Raw genomic sequence first — 19,260 nt, forward strand, 5'->3', positions numbered from 1 at the left:
AGTAATCACGAGATCAACAGCATCAGCCTTGAACTCATCAGAAAACGTGGGACGGGAAGACATGGGAACAATCCTTTCAAAGACTGTCTCACATCAGTAGTACACCTCAGTTTTAGCGAGTCAATAATGAAGGCGACGCGTTTTAGAGGCGAACCAGCCGTGTCCTCTATGCCTGTCGTACGTTTATTTTCGACCTCACGGATCCTTCGTATCTCCTGAATCGCCAGCTTGGCCAAGGCATCAGCTTGTTTATGGCGATCACAGAAAGCACGGCCCGCCTCAATGAGAGTTTCTACACGCGTGTCTTCGCCCATGAGTGATTTCGTTGCCGACGTGTTGGGGCTTTGGGTTGGTTCAAGCAGCGAACTAAGTCTGACTACAACTGGTGTATAACCTAGTCGATTGAGGGCGGCCTCGATGGGCTCTAGTAGTGCTTCCCTCGGTACTCCGATGGGACGAACTAGAGCTATGACTAGCTCTGGCCCTACCCCTTCAGAGGATGATTCTGACCCCATTTGTGCGCCTCCCCGTCTCCTTCGATCCATAGTAACTGGAGGTCATGACAATCAGGGCGGTCCGATGGCTTCCTGAAGTTACGTGTCTCTACACGGCTGAGACTTCACACTACGCACCCAAGAAAATCTCTCACATGAGTGCCGGGATGTCCCGTGGCACGTCTTCGAACTCCTCAAGCATGGACGACTCTATGGTAGTTCACTTTCTTGACTGGATCTTCGCACTCATCCCCGCCCCTCGGCAAAGCGGGGTGCCATGGATTCCATTTGCCCCATGACCAACTTGATGGCTTCGGGCTGCTTGTCCGGCGGGTAGCCGAACCGGACCAGGAGCCGTTTGATCGAAGAGCGCAGCTTGGCCCTGACGTCGTCGCGGACGGTCCAGTCGGTGCGCACGTCCCGGCGCATCACGGACACCAACTCCCTGGCAATGTCCGCCAGGATGCCTTCGCCCTGGACCTCCACTGCGGATTCGTTCAAAGCCACGGCGTCGTAGAACGCCAACTCGTCCGAGTTCAGCGGGGGAGTGAACCGAGCTCCGCGGTTGCCTTCGGCGGCGACTTCGCGGGCCAGTTCCACCAGCTCGGCAATAACCTCGGCGGACGTCAGCTGCTGGTTGGTGTACTTCTTCATCAGCTCGGTGATCCGTTCCGAGAACGCGCGCTGGCGGATGACGTTATTCCGGGTCGTCTTCGCAGACTCGTCGGCGATGAGCTTCCGCAGCGCCTCGATCGCCAGCTGCGGATTCCGCGCCTGCTGGGTCTTGGCGATGAACTCGGGGGTCAGGTCATTCAGTGATGGCTTCGGCATGCCGGCAGCCTCATATATGTCCAGTACCTCGCCGGAGGACGTCGCGGTAGCGATCAGATTGCCCAGCAGACGCTGGATCTCCTCCGGCACCGGCTCGCCGCTGGCCTGACGGTCGGCGGCGTCGAACTTGGCCATGTAAACACGGGTCTCTTCGTAGACCTGGATCTCCGGCCGCAGCTCCGCCAGTGTCTCGGACCCCGAGCACAGCGCCCAGGCACGGGAGAGCCGGCTGGAGAAGCGCCGGTACTTCGAGGCCAGCGTCTCCTCGCCGGCGTCGTGCTGGTTTCCCGGCGTCTCCGGGCTGCGCAGGTAGTTCGCGGAACCCGTCGCGGCGGACACAAACGCCTTCGGGCCGCCCTTCATCAGGACGTCCCGCCAGTCGTACCCGGCGAGCAGGCCGCGCAGGGATTCCACCAGACCGAGTGCCGCCGCGACGGCCTCATCGATGTTCCTACCCACCGGCTTGTTCGCGCGGTCGTCCTTGGTGTATTCGCCCAGCGCCTTGGCCAGGTTCTCCGCCAGCGGCGCGTAGGCCACCAGTAGCCCGTCCTGCTTGCCGCGGAAGGTCCGGTTCACCCGCGCCAGCGTCTGCATCAGCAGCGCGCCCTTGAGCGGCCGGTCCAGGTACAGGGTATGCAGCGGCGGGGAGTCGTAGCCGGTGAGCATCATGTCCTTGACGATCACCAGCTCCAGTTCGTCGTCCACGTCCTTGAGCCGCTCCTTCACCGTCGCGTTCAGGGAGTCGCGGCGGACGTGATCGGAGACCGGCGGCACGTCGGACGCGGTGCCGGAGTAGACCACCTTGATCTTGCCCTTGGCCAGGTCATCGGAGTGCCAGTCGGGCCGCAGTTCAACGATCGCCGTGTACAGCTTCGCGCAGATTTCCCGCGTCCCGCCGACGATCATCGCCTTGCCCGGCGCCTCGATGAACTTGCCCATCCGTGCCCTGCGGTTTTCCCAGTGCGCCACCAGGTCGGCGGCCAGCGCAGCGATCCGCTGCGGCGCTCCGTAGACAGCATTCACGACGGCGACACTCGCCTCGACGCGCGCCCGTTCGGTGTCGTCCAGGCCCAGGGTGGCCTCGTCGGCCGCCTGGTCCAGGATCTCCTCCGTTACGTCGGAGGCCAAGCCCACCTTGATCAGCCGGGGTTCGAAGTACACCGGGACCGTGGCGCCGTCCTCCACCGCCCGGGAGAGGTCGTAGATGTCGATGTATTCGCCGAACACGTCTTGGGTGTTGCGGTCATCGAAGGAGATGGGCGTCCCGGTGAAGGCGATCAGCGTGGCGTGCGGCAGGGCATCGCGGAGGTGCCGGGCGTAGCCGTCCAGGTCGTCGTAGTGCGAACGGTGCGCCTCGTCCACCACCACAATGATGTTGCGCCGGTCGGACAGCAGCGGGTGGTCGGCGCCGGCGTCTTTCTCCGACTTGCTGCGGCCGAACTTCTGCAGGGTGGTGAAGTAGATGCCGCCGGTGGTGCGGTTGCTCAATTCGTCCCGGAGTTCGGAGCGCTTCCTGATCTGCTGGGGGTTTTCCGCCAGCAGCAGGCTCCGGTTGAACCCCTCGAACAGCTGGCCGTCGAGCTCGTTACGGTCGGTGATGACCACCACGGTGGGGTTCTTGAGCTTGGGGTGCCGGGCCACCAGGTTGGCGTAGAGCTCCATCTCCATGGACTTGCCGGAGCCCTGGGTGTGCCAGACGACGCCGGCCTTGCCGTTGCTTTCCACCGCCTGGACCGTGCTTCCCACCGCTTTGGTCACGGCGAAATACTGGTGTGGTTTGGCGATGCGCTTGGACAGCCCGTCCGGGCCGCCGTCGAACGCGGTGAAGTTGCGGACCAGTTGCAGGAACCGCTCCTGGTTGTAGAGGCCCTGGAGCGAAGTCTCCAAAGCCGTCACAGCTTCGCCGTCTTCCATGTAGCCCGGCGCGACCGGCACGCCGTCGTCGTCGACGTTCCACGGTGAGAAGTGGTTGAGCGGAGTGAACGGTGTGCCGTACTTGGCCTGGATTCCGTCCGAGGCGAGTGTGAACACGCAGAAGCGGAACGCCATCGGGAACTCGCGCAGGTAGGTCTGAAGCTGGGCGTGCGCGGAGGCGACGTCGGCGGTGGCGCTGCCGGCCTTCTTGAGTTCGATGACGCTGACCGGCATGCCGTTGCAGTAGAGCACAACGTCGAAGCGGCGTTTGTAGTCGCCCTGCACCAGCGTGACCTGGTTGACGGCGAGCCAGTCATTCCGGTCCGGATCCGAGCTGATCAGGTGGATGGTGGGGTTGGCCTCGTTACCGTCCGCGTCGATGTAGCTGAGCCGGTAGCCGTCTACTAAGTAGCTGTGGATGCGCTGGTTCTCGGTGATGGCGTCCTGGGACTTGGGCGAGGCGATCTCGGCGACGGCCTGCTGCAGGTACTGGGCCGGAACCGTCGGGTTGAACTGCTGGAGGGCCGCGAGCAGCCGGGGCCGGATCAGCAGCTCGTCCCAGGAATCCCGCTCGCCCCTGCCGGGCGCGATGTCCTGCCCGGACGCGGGCCGCCATAAGAGCGGCTCGGCCAGGAGCTCGAGGGCCACGCCTTCCCAGTCGGCTTCGGAAAAGGCAATTGCGGCCAATGTCATTTCAGTTTTCCCCCACAGTCGTTTGGCGTCCAGCCTATCTAAAGCCAGCCCAGCCGGAATTCATTCGGACGTGTCGCCTGAAAGTTCGGCTTCGAGTTCGCTGATGCTGGGTAGTGTGGAGGCGAATTCCTTGGGGAGCGACTTCACGATTTCGGATTCCCATTCGGCGATACCGATCGGTTTCGAGAATCCACGCAGAGAGTACTCAGCCACCACATTGTTCTTGGTCTTGCACAGCAGCAGTCCGATGGTCGGCTGGTCGTCAGCCTGGGCCAGGAGATCGTCAACAGCAGACATATACATGTTTATCTGGCCCAGATACTCGGGCTTGAAGGAGGTGGCCTTCAGCTCGACCACCACAAAACAGCGCAGCCTAAAGTTGTAGAACAGCAGATCGGCAAAGAACTCGTCCTCGCCGATCGTCAAACGGAACTGCCGGCCTACGAAGGCGAACCCTTGGCCGAGTTCCAGCAGGAACTTTTCGACGTGCAGGACTAGTTGGCCCTCAAACTCGCGTTCATTTCGTTTACCCGCCGTGGACACAAAATCGAAAACGTACGGGTCTTTGAACGACTGCTGGGCCAGATCCGAGTCCTCCGGCGGCATCGTCGTCGAGAAGTTGGTGACGGCCTTGCCGGAGCGTTCGTGGAGCCTCGTCTCGATCTGGTGGACCAGAACATTGCGGGACCAGCCATCGGCCAGTGCGCGCTCGGCGTACCATAGCCGGGTTCCTTGGTCCTCCAGTTTGTCGATCAGGACGACGTTGTGGCCCCACGGCAATGTTGCAACAGCCTGTTGCAACATTGGAAACTCGGGCCACGCCTCGGCGAAGGACTTCATGTACCGCAGATTTCGCGGCGAGAATCCCCGTGTCTCGGGAAAAGCTGAGCGTACGTCAGCCGAGAGCCGCGTGACTACTTTGCTACCCCATCCTTGTTCCGATTCCCGTTTGGCCAACTGGTTGCCGATCGACCAGTAGGAGAGCAGCATCTCCCGGTTGGCTGCCGATATTGCCCTGGACCTGCCGGAATTGATTTGTCTCGACACGGACGCCAGCAACTCCGGGTACCACTCCGGCATGCTGGACTTCGCCGGCGTTGATTCAAATGACGCTGGTGATGACATGTAGATCGGTTCCTTTCCGGGTGGTCATTTCACCTTGAATCTATCCGCGGCCACTGACATTCTTGGCTGCGATCACACAGCAGCGGCGACCAGAGCTTCCGCATCCTTGACCCGCAACTTGCCGGACATGAGTTGGGGGAGGAGTGTGTCTCGGGTGGTGGCCAATTTGGTGTTCTCCGAAAGCGCATTTGCGGCTGCCGCATGAAGCGGCTCCGCCAGGGCGACAAACTCCTTCATGACGTGTGGCTCGGCAAGCCGCACTTTGAACTTCTTAAAATTTCCACGGCTCAACTCAAGGAATGTGGCTCCGTTTGCCAGCGAAACAAATTCGTCGACGCGGCTCTGCATTTCGTGGAAGAACCAGAAACGGAGATCCGGGTCGTTTGGTTGCACGACGATGAACCCTTGGTTCACAGCCATCGGCTCCTGCGCCAACGCGAAGGCCCCGATAGTCGCTCGCGAAGTCATGAGAATCGCGCCCGCTGGGTAAAGCTCCGAGGCGCAGGCAGACAGCCCGGTTTCTGTGATCCGACGGGAGGTGGCGGACAGGTATGGCCCTCGGAGGCCGGTTACGTCCGTTGGAGTTGCCCACAAGACGTCGCCGTTCCAGTACTCAGAGATCGACGTGCTCGGAGTGCCCCCGCCGCTCACCTTGGCGACATCACCAAATGATCGTTGGGAGAACGGCAGATGGCGGACTCGCCGATAATATTCAGCTGTCGCAAGCTTTTCAGCGGCTTCGGCCAGCCTCAAGTTGACTGCGATCTTGTCGTCGAGCGCGCCCAATACTTCCGCGATTGACACTTGTTGGGCCAAGGGAGGCATCGCTGTCACGAAAGCGCCGATGCGCGACGGGCTGGTGTGGCGTACGGTGCTACCCGACGCCGTTCCCAGAATGTGGGCGCGGTACGCATCCGTTCGGAGAAAGTAGCCCAAGAACCCTGCGTCGACGCTTGCTGGATCGAGAATCTCAACTAATCCGACACGTTGATTGTGGAGGAACTTGCCCTCAGGAACGACTGCGGGAAGGCCCAAGGTGTCGCCCTCCTTGCTCAAGTCCGTCATGCTGACGATCAGGTCACCCGCAGAGAGCTCGTACTCCGCTGGGTACTCCCCGGCGAATGTCTTCGCTTTCGTTTGCTTGAAGCCGCCTCCAATGGAAAAATTTCCTGGGGTTACTAGCGTTGGGAATGATGGATCGTCACTGAACTCGACGCCAGGGAACGCAAAACCGTGCTTGACGCGAATGTGGGCAGATAGGGCACTAACCCGACTATCAGACATCGACCCTCCCCAACTGCTCGCGCACAACCGCCGCCAGCCGCTCGGACTCCTCGAACTGCTCAAACAGCTCCTTGGATAACCGGGCGATCTTGTCCTCGATCGCCTCGCCGTCGTCCTCCACTTCGACCGCTCCGACATACCGGCCGGGCGTCAGCGCGTAATCCGCAGCCTTGACCTCCGCGAGGCTGGCCGAGAAGCAGAAGCCGGCTTCGTCGTCGTACGCCAGGCCCGACTCGACCGCCGAAGTAGTCCCGCGCCAGGCGTGGAAAGTGTTGGCGATCTTGGCGATGTCCTCGTCGGACAGGGCGCGCTCGGCGCGGTCCACCATGGAGCCGAGGTTGCGGGCGTCGATGAACAGCACCTGCCCGGTGCGGTCGACGGACCCGCGCGGACCCACGGATTTGTCCTTGGCGAAGAACCACGTGCAGACCGGGATGCCGGTACTGCGGAAGAGCTGGGTGGGCAGCGCCACCATGCAGGAGACCAGGTCCGCCTCCACCAGCTGGGCGCGGATCTCGCCCTCGCCGCCGGAGTTGGAGGACATGGAGCCGTTGGCCATGACCACGCCGGCGGACCCGCCGGGCGCCAGCTTGGAGATGATGTGCTGGATCCAGGCGTAGTTGGCGTTGCCGGCCGGAGGCACGCCGTACTTCCAGCGGGGATCGGACTCGGAGCGTGCCCAGTCCTTGATGTTGAAGGGCGGGTTGGCCATGATGAAGTCCGCGCCGTTGTTGCCGGTCAGCTCGGGGTGCTGGTCCCGGGCGAAGGTGTCGCCCCAGCGGGAGGCGAGGTTGGCGTTGAGGCCGTGGATGGCGAGGTTCATCTTGGCCATTCGCCAGGTGCGCTCGTTGAGCTCCTGGCCGTAGACGGAAATGTCCGAGCCCTCCATGTTGTGCGCCGCGAGGAATTTCTCGGCCTGGACGAACATGCCGCCGGAGCCGCAGCAGGGATCATAGACCCGGCCTTGGTGGGGTTCCAGTACTTCGACCAGGACGCGGACCACGCCGGCGGGGGTGTAGAACTCGCCGCCGCGCTTGCCCTCGGCCTTGGCGAACTTCTCCAGGAAGTACTCGTACACTTCACCGAGCAGGTCACGGGCCTTGCTGGCCCCCTGGCCGGTGAACCGGGCGGAGTTGAACAGGTCCAGCAGTTCGCCGAGGCGGCGCTGGTCCACGTTGTCGCGGTTGTAGATGCGGGGGAGCGTGGCGGCGAGGGACCTGTTGTCCGCCATGATGAGGTCCATGGCTTCATCGATGAGCTGCCCGATCTGCTTGGGCTCGGCGCCGTCCGTCGCAGGCAGACCCTTGGCGTTCTCGGCCAGGTAGGCCCAGCGGGCCCGTTCGGACACCCAAAACACGCCGCGGCCGGTGTACTCGTCCACGTCGTCGATCAGCTGGGCGATCTGCTCCTCGTTGAGCCCGTCTGCTTCCAGCTCGGCCTGGATTTGGCCGCGGCGTTCCTCGAAGGCGTCCGAGACGTACTTCAGGAATACCAGGCCGAGGATCACGTCCTTGTACTGGGAGGCATCCATGGAGCCGCGCAGCTTGTCCGCGGCCTTCCAGAGGGTGTCCTTGAGTTCCTTCATGGTGGACGGGGCGAGGTCCACCTTCAATTTCGGGGGCATTACTGGGTTCCTTCGGTCTGTGGTTCGGCGAGCTTAGTGCTGGGGTCTGTCAGGGTGAGGCTTCCGCCCGCTACGCCGTCCGTAATCAGGGTAGCGAGTTCCTCCAGCCGTTTGAGGCGTTCGCGGGCTTGTTGCTGTTCGTGTTGCAGCCGGGCGAAGTAATCGGCCAGCTTCTTACGTTGGGCGTCCGGGACGCGGCGAAGGCGCCACTGGCGCCAGGACTTGTCCGCCACGGGGAGCTTGTTGATATCCGCGGCGACGACGTCGGCCACCAGTCCGCCGGGGTCACCGGCGTCGATCCTCAAGACCCGGGCGGGGAAGACGACGGCGGAGCCGCCTTCCACGTCCACCATCGCGGCCGGCTTGGGGCTGGTGCAGAAGACGACGTCGCCCGGCTCGGTGAGGCGGCTCGCGGGATAGTTTGCTGCCAGGTCCAGCAAGCCGACGTGCCTAGTTGGGGCGCTGTGCGCGTCGATCAGTTCCGCCGGGCCCAAGATCCGTGTTCCCTCCGTGGAGGTCAGATCCGCATCCTCGAGCCGGTTCCCTTTGATGTATTTGAGGGTGCCGGCGGCGATGAGTTCCTGAACGGATGTGGGCGGAGCCTTCCTGCTCGGATCCTCCGGGAGCACTGCCACGTGACCGGATCGTTCAGGCACTTCGTCTCTCAGCAGGCGCACGAGTTCCTCCACCCGAAGGGTTGCCTCGGCGCCGCCGGAAGCCGGCGTCGAACCGCTTGGGTGCGCTACCGCCAGGGACTTCCTACTCGCCAGCAGGAGACGGGTCTGCACCAGCCGGGCAAAACGGAAGGAGTGCGCGCGGACCGTGGCGCGGTCGCCCATGGACGCGACAACGTCGCTGACCACGTCTTGTTTGACGTCTTCTGTGAGCTCCTGTGCGCTGAGGTCCGCCACCATGGTCCACCGCTCCGCAATGGGAACCTCGGCAAAGGACGGTCCCAGCACCCACAGCGCCTGGGCTTCGCGTGGCTTGGAACGCAGCAGTCCCTGCGGGAGCCGCACGATGGCACGCACCCGGCCTGTTCGTAGAAGCCCTGAACGGACGCCGGCAGCCGCGGCCGTCAGCGGGACATCGCAGAGAACGCGTGCGGGCGCGATGACGACTGCCCGCTGATGATCGTCCATCTGCAGGATAAGTTGTTCCACCGCCGCAAGGATTTGTGGTGCGTCCATGCCGGGTTCACCGGGTGATGGGTACTGCGCCACATGCACCACGGCTCCATGCACGTCGAACTCGCCGCTGGCCTCGACCCGGATCTGTCCGGAGTCCACACCATGCACGCGCAGGCGGCGACGCACAAGGCGAGCGGCTCCGCCGTCGTGGTCCGCGGTCAGAAAAGTGACTGGAGCACCCTCTCCGGAAGCGTGCACAACGCCCATCAGGAGATCGCTGCCGCCGCGAGTGGAGTCGGCAAACACGGGGTGCCCGCCGAGCGTCGCGGCCAGTTCGACGGCAGCAGCGGAAATCAGTCCTACTGCGGAGTCGGTAAGGGCGGTATCCGAGTACTCCCGAAGCCCCGCCCGGAACCGTGCGGCAAGCAGCTGTTCAAAAGCGGCCGGGGCGTTGTAGGCACTGTCCACCAGCCGGTCAGCGAACGCCGCCGTGGAAGCGAGCGACGCGCCCTGGGCTTCCAGCTCCGAGTACAGGAACAGGTCGTCAGGATCACACTCGTCTGCAAGATCCAGCAGGTCATCCGGGCCCAGTGCCCCAATCTCTATTCCTGTCATGGCCTTGAGTGTCAGCAGGGCGGTGAGAGCCGCCAGGGTGTTTCCCTCGACGCCGCCGGGCGGCGTTGCGGCCATCCGGGCGAAGGCGGCGGCGTCTTTCACGGCATCAGGGTTATTGCCTCGTCCGGTTGCGTCCAGCCAGCTGGCAACCTGGTCGCCGTCGAACAGTTCACGGCCGCCTTCCAACGCCGCGGGCTCGGGAAACGGGTGAGCCGACCCGGTGCTGCGTTTGCGCCACATGGAGACGACCGGGCGCTGGACGTGCGCCAGGGCGGCAACGTCCGAAAGGGTCATGCGCAGGGCTTCTGCTTGGGTCATTTGTGCCTCCTTGCGACGTCGACCCTCAGCCTAGCGGTGTGGGGTGACTATTCCGGCGAAGTGCTGATAACGGGGGTTATCAGTGTTCTATCGTCTTTCCGCTCCGGAGGAGCCGTAGCTTCGATCCTGCAGCTACGAAGGAATCTTCCGGTGCTGCGACGGCGGCGGGGAACCACGCATTGGGGGATCGGTTTCCCGCCGCCGCTCAGCAGCCACCCATGAACAGAGGAAGAGATCATGCCGAACACTGATACCAACCAGGCCGGCGAGCCGCAGCTCGATGAAGGGTCGCAGGTGTCGGGTCCGTCATCGGGCGCGGCAAAGCCTGTCCGGAAGAAGAGGGTCCTCCCCGCGGTAGCCGTACTGGCGCTGTTGGCCGGCGCTGTCGGTATCGGCACGACCCTGCCGGACCCGAAGTCCAGCGACGCCTACGTGGCACTGGTGGGGGAGAAGGCGTCCGTGGAGTCGGACCGCGACTCGGTCAAGTCCAGCTACGAGTCCATGAAGTCCAAGTACGACACTCTGCAGAACGGCATGGCCGCCCGCGAGGCGAAGGTCACGGCACGCGAAGCAGAGGTCGGCAAGGCGGATGCAGCCGTGAAGAGCGCTGATGCGGCCGTCAAGAAGCGCGAAGAGGCGGTGACCGGCGCCGAGAAAACCAAGGCAGCCAACACCATCGCCGACGGCACCTGGACAGTGGGCAAGGACATCGAGGCCGGCACCTACCGGGCCACTGCCGACGTCGGCTCCTCCTGCTACTGGGGTATCTACGCGACCGGCAGCAACGGCAGCAACATCATCGACAACGATCTCCCCGGCGGCGGCCGGCCCTCAGTTGCGCTCGCCGGCGGGCAGGGCTTCAAGTCCAGCCGCTGCGGCAAGTGGGAAAAGCAGTAACAGTCCCACGCTTCACATCATTCACTCACCTAAGAAAGGCACCACATGTCTCACGAGATTTCGGAACATCCCTTCAAGGCTGCTATTGCAGCGCCTCAGCCGCGGCCGTTCTTCAAGAAGAAGCGCTTCCTCATTCCTGCAGGTGTCCTGGTGCTTGGCATCGCCTTGGGCTCGTGCTCCGGAGGCTCCAAGCAAGCCAGCGATGCCACCCCGGCGGCCGCGGCCTCGGCTCCTGCGGCAGCAGCACCCGCTTCTTCGGTAGCTGCTGCACCGGCCGCAGCGCCGGCTGCCCCCGCCGCTCCACCGGCGGCGCCGGCCGGACCCGCCGTCGGCGTTCCGTTCAGCGTCAAGATGGGCAACGGCAACGTCGCGAAGATCACCATTGTCTCTGCCGTCCGCACGGAGGCCGTCACCACCACAGCTTTTGCCACGGCACCAAAGAGTGGAAGCTACCTGCTCCTGGACGTCCTGTGGGAAACGGAGGCGGGCAAGACAAGTTCCAACCCGTTCTACTTCTCGGCCAAGGACTCCAGTGGGCGCAAGGCCGATCTGAACCTTTTCGCGGAAAACCAGCTTGGCTCCGGTGACGTTCTGCCGGGTGACAAGACTCGGGGATTCATCGCGTTTGATATCGCGCCCGGTGCTTCGACAGTGATGATCTCCACGCCGCTGATGCAGGAAGCCGCTCGGATCCAGATTCCAGGGTAGTGCGGCAGGGGAGCCGTGTCCGGGGTGCCCGGCTCCCTCGCGACGCTTACAGTTCAACTGTTCACTTTCACGTTATCTATTGGGGGATTCCTTGAGCATCAACAAAGAGAAAATTTCGTCGTACGGGCAGATGCCGACGGTCAACCCAGGGACCATGGTGAGCGCCGGCGTCGGAACCGTTCCCGGCGCCAAGATCTACAAGTTCAGCGGCGGGGCTGCGTCCTGGTTCGGAACCCAGATCCTCGGCGTCCTGATTACGATCTGCACGATTGGGATCTGCTACCCGTTCGCGGTTGTCCTGGTCGAACGGTGGCGGGCCAAGAACACGATTCTGCATGGCCGGCAGCTTTTGTTCATCGGCACCGGGTGGGGCATCTTCGGTCTCTGGATCAAGTGGCTGCTGCTAAGCATAATCACGCTGGGCATCTACACCTTCTGGGTCTACCCGCGGCTGATGCAGTGGAAGGTCGAGAACACCGTTTACGCCTAGACGGAATGGCCCTGCACCCTTTGGGGCGCAGGGCTTTTCTGCACGCCGCCCGACTGCCAGTGGGCCGCTACGCACCATGACCTGAACATCACACACCATGGATAAGGCCTGCACGCATGGATCGGCAAGTAGGCTTTATCGACGCCGGATCGTCTGCGGCTGCTTTATCCGGTGGGTAGTCGAACTTGACTAGCAACCGCTGGATTGTAGAGCGCAGTTTGGCCCGCACATCATCCCGGACCGTCCAGTCTGTTCGGATGTCAAGGCCATGACGGAGACCAGCTCGGGGATTATTGGCCAGTACCCCTTCTCTCTGAACCTGGACAGCGGACTCCTTCTAGGCCACCGCGTCGAAGAATGCCAGCTCGTCGGTGTTCAGTGGCGGAGAGAAATTTGATCCTCGGTTTATGCTCAGGACCGCCGCCTGACCACGGGCTGCAGAATATGCATCGCGGCAGGGAATTCGCCGCGAATAGCCACTCATTGGACTCTTCGCGGTTGAGGATGCGACGGCGTGGTCGCGAGGGTGTCCGGGTAGAGGTCGAGGTCCTCCGATGAGAGAGATCCCTATACCAACCGTCTTACAGTTCAACGGGGTTGGCGTCGGTGCCGAGTTCTGCCCAGAACTTGCCAAAGTCCTCCAGGCCAGCGAGCGGCGAAGACTGGGCGAGATCGACGATGCCCCGGACGACGGCGTGAACCATTTGGGGGTCTCCCGAGTCCATGGCCCGGTCGAGGCGGATGAACATGTCCTCGCTGGTCTTTGCGCGCTCAGCAAAGATTCCCTCGAAGTAGAGCCTCAGAATCTTTTCGGCCGCGTGGATGCGGTCGACTTGGACATGCTCGGCCGCTGCAATGGCTTCGCGCTTTGTGTGTTCCTCCTGCCGGATCCGGCCGTACTCGCGTGCGGCCCCCACGATCTCGCTGAGAGCGGCGAACGCATCAGCGTTGAGAATTGGCGAGTGCTTTGATCCAACCACCTTGCCGACGTGCACCTTCGCGTCAGACATCCTCAGCCTCCTTGACCAGAGTGCGGTACTTGACATTGAACTTGGCTGTCTCCTCGTTCAAGTCTCCCGATTCGTCAACGACTTTAGCTGATGCGACGTTGCGAACGGCAATCGTCAACGTCACCGCCTGCTGGAACCGAGCCGCATGGCGTGCTGGGTCGAACAGTTCGGACTCGAGCAGCTCGAGTGCCGACGTGGCTCGCACGACAAGTCGGCAAAGCAACCCCTCGAGTTCCGCGGCCCGTGCGCCGACCGCGTCGAACTTCGCTTTCGTCACCTGCATCTCGGCGATTGCGACGCCTACCTTGGCCTCGTTTTCGCGGGCATTCGTCTTCGCTTTCTCACCCTGCCCAGCGACCACAAGGCCACTTACGAGGATCGCGGGCCCAATCGTAACGAAGTTTAGGGCGGCTGCTCCGGCTGCCATCCCGGCGCCACCCGAGGCTATGCTGCCACCACCGAGAAAGGCAAGAGTCGCGTTTGTCGCGGCCACACCGGACAAAGCCGCGATGGAAGTGCCTGTGCTCGCGGCGGCGAACGCTGTAACTGCCGTGGTGATCCCGGAGTTGATGCCGACCCCCGTGGCTGCCGACCCGACCATCCCGCGCATCCAGGAGATCGCTTCCTGCCCCAGACTTCCTTCGAGCGTGACCTGCCCCGGCGTCGACTCGAGTCCGTCTACTAAGAGCTTCTCGCTCTCCGTCACCCGCTTCTCGTGCCGCCGCAGGAAGTCAGCCATTCGCTCAACAATCATGTGAATGGCCTGCTCCTGGCGGGTGCCGAGGACTTTCAGGGAATCGTTCGTGAGCAGCTCGTGAGCCTCAAGCTTGCGACGTTCCTGGTCGTAATGCGCTCCAGACTTCCGGATACGGTCGTTGGCGCTCTTGATGTCATAGCCGCCTTTGAGGCCAAAGGCCGCGCCGCTCGCGCCGCTGATGACCCCGATGCCGATCAAGGCAAGTGGCACTAGAGGCAGGACCATCGAGTTCCTCCGAGTCGGGTAATAGTGTTCACAACCCCGAATCGTAGTGTCATTTGGTAGGGTCTGCGGGAAAGCGGCTCATCAAAGATGTGTGTCGTCGTGTTGCGTGCGTCAGCGGCGGTATTGGGCGAGGTCTTCCGATGAGGAAGTTCCTAAGCCCACCATCCGGAATACCTCGGCCTCGATGCGGTCGGGCTGGAAGGATTTGCCGAGACAGCACGGGCCTCAGCCCGTCCGCGATGCCCGCAGCGCCACCGCTGCCCCTCGTTTCCTGGGCGAGGCAAAACCCCGCACGGACACCACGACGTTGCTGATGACGATCAGCCCATGCCAATCCATTCGATGGGGTCATGGGCCTGATGGAGGAAGACCCAGCTGGTCCGGGCCTCCCAGATGGGGTTGATGCTGGTCACGGTGGTCCCTGGCAGGCCGGGGAGGCGCCAGTCGACAGTGCGGTTGAGCAGGATGCAGCAGCCCGGGCCGCCGCTGTGGGCAGTGCAGGTCAATGCCCGTAATGTCTGCGGTGGGACCGGGGTGTTTTGACGCCACCACGCCGATGTCGGCCAGGACGGCCCGGCAAGGTCGGGCAGACGTCGCGGCCGGCGATGGCGACAGCGAGCGCGCCGAGGAACTCGAGGGTTACGGCCAGGCCGAGCCCGGTCCGGTCCGATCGACGGCTGCATACAGGCTCAAGTTCATCCCTTTGGTCTGACACGCATTTAGAAGAGTCCCAAATAGGTGTTCGATCTGGCCATTGCCATGGCTGCCCTGCTGGCATCCAACGGTGAAGCATCTTGCAAAGCCCACGCCGACTGCTGCGGCCGATGCAGCGTGCGCGGCCACCGCACTCGCAGCAAAAATCCCGAGCCCGCGAGGGCCAGGGCGCGGGCTGACCGCTCAGAATCCGGTCGCCTTCGTCCCTAGGTGTCGTCGTGCCGGGAGTATGAGGAGCCGGAGGGAGTCCGTTCCAATAGTTCGAAGTCGATCAAGTATCGGCGCAGCATCACGACGTCATCGGTATAACTGAGAAGCCGTTCATCCACCTGCTTCTCCGTTAGGTGTTCACCGGGCTCGATGGCTTTACGGACAATCCAGGCGAGGAGCTCCCGCCGTTCCGCCATGTTGGCTGGATACCGCTCGATCCTGCCCAGGCGCATGAAGCGAGCCAACCCGGTCTGCGCCTGTCGTCGGGGTTGCTGGGCGAGCAGGCCGCTGAAGATCGCCCCGGACGCCTCCAGTTCGTTGGCAGCATTCCGTTCGACGAGCCCGGACTCCAGCAGGGCGGCGATGGCCCTGTCCCGACGTCGGGCATTCAGCTCAGGAACCACGTCGGGGAGCTTGGCGCCCAGCACGATTTGCGCGTAGGCGGTCCGCGCGTCGTTGTTGGCCAAGGCCGCCACGGCTCGCCGCCAGTGCGGTCCGCTCTGCCTCGTCCCTTCGGTCACAGCGGTTCCTTGCCCGGAATCCGGACGGCACCGCCGCTGACCACTATCCCGCCGGCAGCGGGAATGTCCACGGTGAGAAGTCCCGGCCGGCCGACGTGCCGTCCCTGGCGGATCAGGACCCTCGCTGGCGGTTCGACCAGGCCCAGGATGCGCAGGTAGCCGCCGACCGCAGCCGCGGCGGCCCCTGTTGCAGGGTCCTCCGTGATGGCGCCCACCGGGAACAGATTCCGCGCTTCGAATTCGCCATCTGCAAGGCGGTGCAGGACGGTCACCGTGGCGGCCCAGCCCTGAGCGTCCATGAGGCGGCGCACCGCCTCCGGATCGAAGCCAAAGGAATCGAAAAGGGTGCGGTCGGCGAAGACCAGCACCGGATGCCAGTTTCCCGAATACGCGATCCTCGGCGGATAGGCCGGATCGAGATCGCCCTGCCCGACGCCGAGCAATCCGAGGAGTTCAGCCAGGACGGCGTCGTCGACTTTGGCCAGCCGCGGCTCGACGGCGGTGAACGATGCGGTGACGTCGGTGCCTTCGCCAGCTGTCTCGATAACGATCGGGCCGACCGGGGTGTCAAAGGTGAAGGATCCAGCCCCGTCGCGACCGCTCAGCGCAACGGCGAGCGCAATCGTCGCATGGCCACAGAATGGCACCTCGGCGATCGGCGAGAAGTAGCGGACCCGGCTCCGTCGCGGGTCGCCGTCGACGCCCTGCTCCGTCACAAAGGCTGTTTCGGCGTAGCCGACGGCGGCCGCCACCGACAGCATTTCGGCTTCTTCCAGGTGGCGCGCGTCCAGGACCAGCCCGGCAGGATTGCCGCCGTTCGGCGTCGTGGAAAAGGCCGCAAATCGGAGGACCTCGGGGGTGTTTTCCATACCCCGATCCTCCCATGCCTGAACCCTGCATCAGCGGCTCGAGGAGGGCTATCTACGGCGCAACCCGGTTCCCACCGGTAGCCCGGTGGCCTACTTCCGGGGCACTCCGGCGGCAGTCTCGGCTGCCGTCAACGCCGCACCGAATGCCCCTACGGCGGACCGGTAGTTCGCCGGGTTGCCTTCCGACTTTGCCTGCTCGGCCTTCCGCAGTGCCCTGATCATCGCGGCGGTCGCGGGGAAAGCAGTGTCGGACATCGCCGGAAAGTCGAACTGCAGGTGCGGGTCAACCTCATAGGCCAGCCACCGGCTCTCCAGATCCTCATGCTGTGCTGCAACGGCGCCAAAGGCCTGCGCGTCAACCAGTGACAGCCCGCTTAGACTTCCAGCGGCTATGCCGGCGGCCCCCTCGGCTGTCCGGGTCGCGTCGCGCTGGCGTTGCAGCGCCTGTGCGGCGCCCAGCCCTGGTGGGCCCTTGATCCGGTGTTTTAGAACCATGTTGTTTTCGTAGGCCCGGATGTCGTCCGGCGTCATACTGTCGAGCTCAGCGGCGCTTTTACTGACGACGTCGGCAGGGCCTCTGCGACTGGCGATGCTGCTGTCCGGGACGGGAAACACGTACTTGCCGCCCAGGAAGCCCCCGAGCAAAACTCCCCAGAGGGTACAGTCGGGAAGACCAGCCGAGTTCGTTGACCCGGCAACAAAAAAGGCGATCGCATTGGTTACGGCCTGCCCCGTGGTGAATCTCATGCGTCCGAGGCGCCGCACCCTGCGGTAACTGGTGAGCTGTCGGTAATGAAATGAACGTGCTCTTGCGATCCAGTCGCGTGCTCGGTTCACCAGTTGCGGGCTTTCAGTCATGAACACGAGGGTACCGCGGCACTACTGATGCTGGGGGAGAAGCAAGAATCTTGGCTGCCTATGGCCCCGCCGAGCATTACCGCCGGGGCGACACTTGAACCTTCAAGTAAAACGAGCTAGGCTTGTGTTATGACATCGACCCTCGACCGCCCTCCGGTTCTCTTCCTCAGCCATGGTGCTCCGCCGTTGGCTGACGACGCCACGTGGACCCGCGAACTCAACGCATGGTCCGGCACCTTCGACAAGCCCCAAGACATCCTGATGGTGTCCGCCCACTGGGAAAACGCCCCGGTCACCCTCAGCGCCACCGGCCGCAACCCGGGACTGGTCTATGACTTCGGCGGTTTCGCCCAGAAGTACTACGACGTCACCTACGACGCCCCGCAGGCTCCCGCGCTGGCTACCGAGGTGGAGAAGCTCGTGGCCGGCCATGGCCACCATGTGGAGCGCGACGAGAACCGCGGCTTGGACCACGGCGCCTACGTCCCGCTCAAGGAGATGTTCCCGGACGCGGATGTACCGGTGGTGCAAATGTCCATGCCCACCCTTGATCCGCAGGGCCTGTTCGATCTGGGTAAGTCGCTGGCGCCCTTGCGCGACCGCGGCACACTGATCGTCGGTTCGGGGTTCACCACGCACAATCTCCGCTGGTTCAACCCCGCAGGCGGACCCGACAGTGTCCCGCCGTCGGTCTCCCGTGAATTCGATCAATGGGCAGAGGAAGCAATGGTGCGCGGCGACGTCGACTCCATCCTGGACTTCCTCCACAAGGCCCCGGCAGCCCGCGAGGCGCACCCTCGCAGTGAACATTGGGCCCCGCTGTATGTGGCGCTCGGGGCAGCGTACGGATCCGGCGATCTGCACGCCAAAACCGCCATCGACGGGTTCTGGTACGGCCTGTCCAAGCGGTCGTGGACCCTGACTTAGGCCGCGCCGACCGGCCCACGGCCCGGCTCCGGGACTGGGCAGGATGGAAGGAACCGGTCCTCGAATTCCGGCCGTTGGCCGGGTGCTGACAGCGCAGTTCCTTCCTGATGACAGGCCAGGTAGATGTCATGATGGTGGCCATGGACATTGTTGAGTTTCTGGAAGCACGCATAGCCGAGCAGGAATCAGCCATCCTGGAAGGATCTTTTGGTCCGGGGGCATCATGTAGTCGTGAAACCGGAAACATCGACGAAGCCTCCCTCTGTCAGCGGATGCTCGACGAGTGCGCCCAGAAGCGGGCCATCATCGCCAGCTGGAAGGAAGCTGCCGACGCCGAAGGAATCAGTGATCCCGGCGAAGCGGAAGGTACGGTTGCGGTTGCCCGCCGGGCCATGCTCACCATTCTCGCCGGCTCCCACCGGGACCACCCGGACTACGACGCGGGCTGGTCGCCCGAGTTGCCCACGGAGGTCGCCGGAGAATCTCCGGCTGAGTGAGATTTCCGGCCGTACGGTCTGACCGCGACGGCGACACCGCGGATGTATCCGCCGGGTCATGGCCCGATGGACTCTCCGTGGGCCACGCCGGGAATCATGTGGAGCGTCGTCGCAGTCAAGGCTTAGGATCAACGAGATGATGCCAGGACGAATTGACGCTGCTGACGGGAAGAACTCTCTGATCGTCAGGGAAGGGATACTCGAGAGTGTCTGGCGCCCCGGTTCTTTTGTGGATGTCGACGACGCCAAGGACGCCATGCGTGCCGTGGACCGCATCATCGGCGGGAGTCCGTTGCCAATGCTCTCTGAAATGACCGACGTCGAGTTCAGCGCCGCGGCCAGGTTCGAGTTCGCAAAAAGTACCGGTGTGGTGGCCATCGCAGTTCTCGGATCCAGCGCCGTCGATCGTGTCATTGCTGCCGCCACGAGCCGCCATACCCATTACCCGCACGAGTTCTTTACGTCCAGGACGGCCGCCATGACCTGGCTGGCAGACTTCATCCAGGCTGAAGTTCAGGGTGAGGTCTGAGTGCACGCCTGCTGACGGAC

20 protein-coding genes are annotated in these 19,260 nt (G+C 63.4%); 7 read left to right on the plus strand and 13 right to left on the minus strand.

Going from position 1 to position 19,260, the window contains the following annotated elements:
- Positions 1 to 5: 5 nt before the first annotated feature.
- The 3 genes from ACZY0Y_RS16430 to ACZY0Y_RS16440 form a co-directional block, all read right to left on the minus strand.
- A complete protein-coding gene (locus ACZY0Y_RS16430; RefSeq protein ID WP_463959175.1) occupies positions 6 to 314 on the minus strand; it encodes a hypothetical protein in 309 nt (102 codons plus the stop codon).
- 426 nt (positions 315 to 740) lie between these two features.
- Positions 741 to 3,932 carry a type I restriction endonuclease subunit R gene (locus tag ACZY0Y_RS16435; protein WP_463959177.1) on the minus strand — a complete coding sequence of 1,064 codons (3,192 nt, stop codon included), beginning with the start codon at positions 3,930 to 3,932 and terminating at the stop codon, positions 741 to 743.
- A 60-nt stretch (positions 3,933 to 3,992) separates the two neighbouring features.
- Positions 3,993 to 4,922 (minus strand): PDDEXK nuclease domain-containing protein, encoded by a 930-nt coding sequence (locus ACZY0Y_RS16440; protein WP_463959179.1) that lies wholly within the window; start codon positions 4,920 to 4,922, stop codon positions 3,993 to 3,995.
- A gap of 7 nt (positions 4,923 to 4,929) precedes the next feature.
- Here ACZY0Y_RS16440 and ACZY0Y_RS16445 point away from each other — a divergent pair, with 7 nt between their 5' ends.
- Positions 4,930 to 5,061 (plus strand): hypothetical protein, encoded by a 132-nt coding sequence (locus ACZY0Y_RS16445; RefSeq protein WP_463959180.1) that lies wholly within the window; start codon positions 4,930 to 4,932, stop codon positions 5,059 to 5,061.
- Between the two features lie 68 nt (positions 5,062 to 5,129).
- Here the strand turns inward: ACZY0Y_RS16445 and ACZY0Y_RS16450 are convergent, their stop codons facing one another.
- The 3 genes from ACZY0Y_RS16450 to ACZY0Y_RS16460 form a co-directional block, all read right to left on the minus strand.
- Complete coding sequence (locus ACZY0Y_RS16450; protein ID WP_463959182.1) at positions 5,130 to 6,113, minus strand: restriction endonuclease subunit S; 984 nt, start codon at positions 6,111 to 6,113, stop codon at positions 5,130 to 5,132.
- 220 nt (positions 6,114 to 6,333) lie between these two features.
- On the minus strand, positions 6,334 to 7,965 hold the full coding sequence (locus ACZY0Y_RS16455; RefSeq protein WP_463959184.1) for a class I SAM-dependent DNA methyltransferase: 1,632 nt from the start codon (positions 7,963 to 7,965) through the stop codon (positions 6,334 to 6,336).
- Entirely contained in the window at positions 7,965 to 10,028 is a 2,064-nt protein-coding gene (locus tag ACZY0Y_RS16460) for a hypothetical protein (RefSeq protein ID WP_463959186.1), read from the minus strand. The genes ACZY0Y_RS16455 and ACZY0Y_RS16460 overlap by 1 nt, the downstream gene beginning before the upstream one ends.
- Before the next feature lie 237 nt (positions 10,029 to 10,265).
- Here ACZY0Y_RS16460 and ACZY0Y_RS16465 point away from each other — a divergent pair, with 237 nt between their 5' ends.
- The 3 genes from ACZY0Y_RS16465 (at position 10,266) to ACZY0Y_RS16475 (ending at position 12,123) form a co-directional block, all read left to right on the plus strand.
- Positions 10,266 to 10,925 (plus strand): Rv1352/Rv1906c domain-containing protein, encoded by a 660-nt coding sequence (locus ACZY0Y_RS16465; RefSeq protein WP_463959188.1) that lies wholly within the window; start codon positions 10,266 to 10,268, stop codon positions 10,923 to 10,925.
- Between the two features lie 45 nt (positions 10,926 to 10,970).
- Positions 10,971 to 11,633, plus strand: a complete 663-nt coding sequence (locus ACZY0Y_RS16470; RefSeq protein WP_463881486.1) for a DUF4352 domain-containing protein — start codon at positions 10,971 to 10,973, stop codon at positions 11,631 to 11,633.
- A gap of 91 nt (positions 11,634 to 11,724) precedes the next feature.
- Positions 11,725 to 12,123, plus strand: a complete 399-nt coding sequence (locus tag ACZY0Y_RS16475) for a DUF898 family protein (protein ID WP_463959190.1) — start codon at positions 11,725 to 11,727, stop codon at positions 12,121 to 12,123.
- Positions 12,124 to 12,211: 88 nt separating this feature from the next.
- On the opposite strand, the gene ACZY0Y_RS16480 is transcribed toward ACZY0Y_RS16475, so the two are convergent.
- From ACZY0Y_RS16480 to ACZY0Y_RS16510, 7 genes are all read right to left on the minus strand, one after another.
- Positions 12,212 to 12,424 (minus strand): type I restriction enzyme endonuclease domain-containing protein, encoded by a 213-nt coding sequence (locus ACZY0Y_RS16480; protein ID WP_463959225.1) that lies wholly within the window; start codon positions 12,422 to 12,424, stop codon positions 12,212 to 12,214.
- A 280-nt stretch (positions 12,425 to 12,704) separates the two neighbouring features.
- A complete protein-coding gene (locus ACZY0Y_RS16485; protein ID WP_463959192.1) occupies positions 12,705 to 13,133 on the minus strand; it encodes a hypothetical protein in 429 nt (142 codons plus the stop codon).
- On the minus strand, positions 13,126 to 14,088 hold the full coding sequence (locus tag ACZY0Y_RS16490) for a hypothetical protein (RefSeq protein ID WP_463959193.1): 963 nt from the start codon (positions 14,086 to 14,088) through the stop codon (positions 13,126 to 13,128). The genes ACZY0Y_RS16485 and ACZY0Y_RS16490 overlap by 8 nt, the downstream gene beginning before the upstream one ends.
- A 347-nt stretch (positions 14,089 to 14,435) precedes the next feature.
- Complete coding sequence (locus ACZY0Y_RS16495; RefSeq protein WP_463959195.1) at positions 14,436 to 14,621, minus strand: hypothetical protein; 186 nt, start codon at positions 14,619 to 14,621, stop codon at positions 14,436 to 14,438.
- A gap of 414 nt (positions 14,622 to 15,035) precedes the next feature.
- On the minus strand, positions 15,036 to 15,560 hold the full coding sequence (locus tag ACZY0Y_RS16500; RefSeq protein ID WP_463959197.1) for a DUF2087 domain-containing protein: 525 nt from the start codon (positions 15,558 to 15,560) through the stop codon (positions 15,036 to 15,038).
- Complete coding sequence (locus ACZY0Y_RS16505) at positions 15,557 to 16,429, minus strand: PhzF family phenazine biosynthesis protein (protein ID WP_463959199.1); 873 nt, start codon at positions 16,427 to 16,429, stop codon at positions 15,557 to 15,559. Before ACZY0Y_RS16505 ends, ACZY0Y_RS16500 begins: the two co-directional genes overlap by 4 nt.
- Before the next feature lie 90 nt (positions 16,430 to 16,519).
- The gene (locus ACZY0Y_RS16510; RefSeq protein ID WP_463959200.1) at positions 16,520 to 17,287 is read right to left on the minus strand and encodes a hypothetical protein; all 768 of its coding nucleotides are present in this window, start codon (positions 17,285 to 17,287) and stop codon (positions 16,520 to 16,522) included.
- Positions 17,288 to 17,416: 129 nt separating this feature from the next.
- Between ACZY0Y_RS16510 and ACZY0Y_RS16515 the strand changes: the two genes are divergently transcribed.
- From ACZY0Y_RS16515 to ACZY0Y_RS16525, 3 genes are all read left to right on the plus strand, one after another.
- On the plus strand, positions 17,417 to 18,214 hold the full coding sequence (locus tag ACZY0Y_RS16515; protein ID WP_463959202.1) for a dioxygenase family protein: 798 nt from the start codon (positions 17,417 to 17,419) through the stop codon (positions 18,212 to 18,214).
- A gap of 107 nt (positions 18,215 to 18,321) precedes the next feature.
- The gene (locus ACZY0Y_RS16520; protein WP_463959204.1) at positions 18,322 to 18,711 is read left to right on the plus strand and encodes a DUF6221 family protein; all 390 of its coding nucleotides are present in this window, start codon (positions 18,322 to 18,324) and stop codon (positions 18,709 to 18,711) included.
- A 136-nt stretch (positions 18,712 to 18,847) separates the two neighbouring features.
- Positions 18,848 to 19,240: a DUF7793 family protein gene (locus tag ACZY0Y_RS16525; RefSeq protein ID WP_463959206.1), complete on the plus strand. Its 393-nt coding sequence runs from the start codon at positions 18,848 to 18,850 to the stop codon at positions 19,238 to 19,240.
- Positions 19,241 to 19,260 lie beyond the last annotated feature (20 nt).

It is taken from the genome of Pseudarthrobacter kochi, from assembly GCF_055412805.1.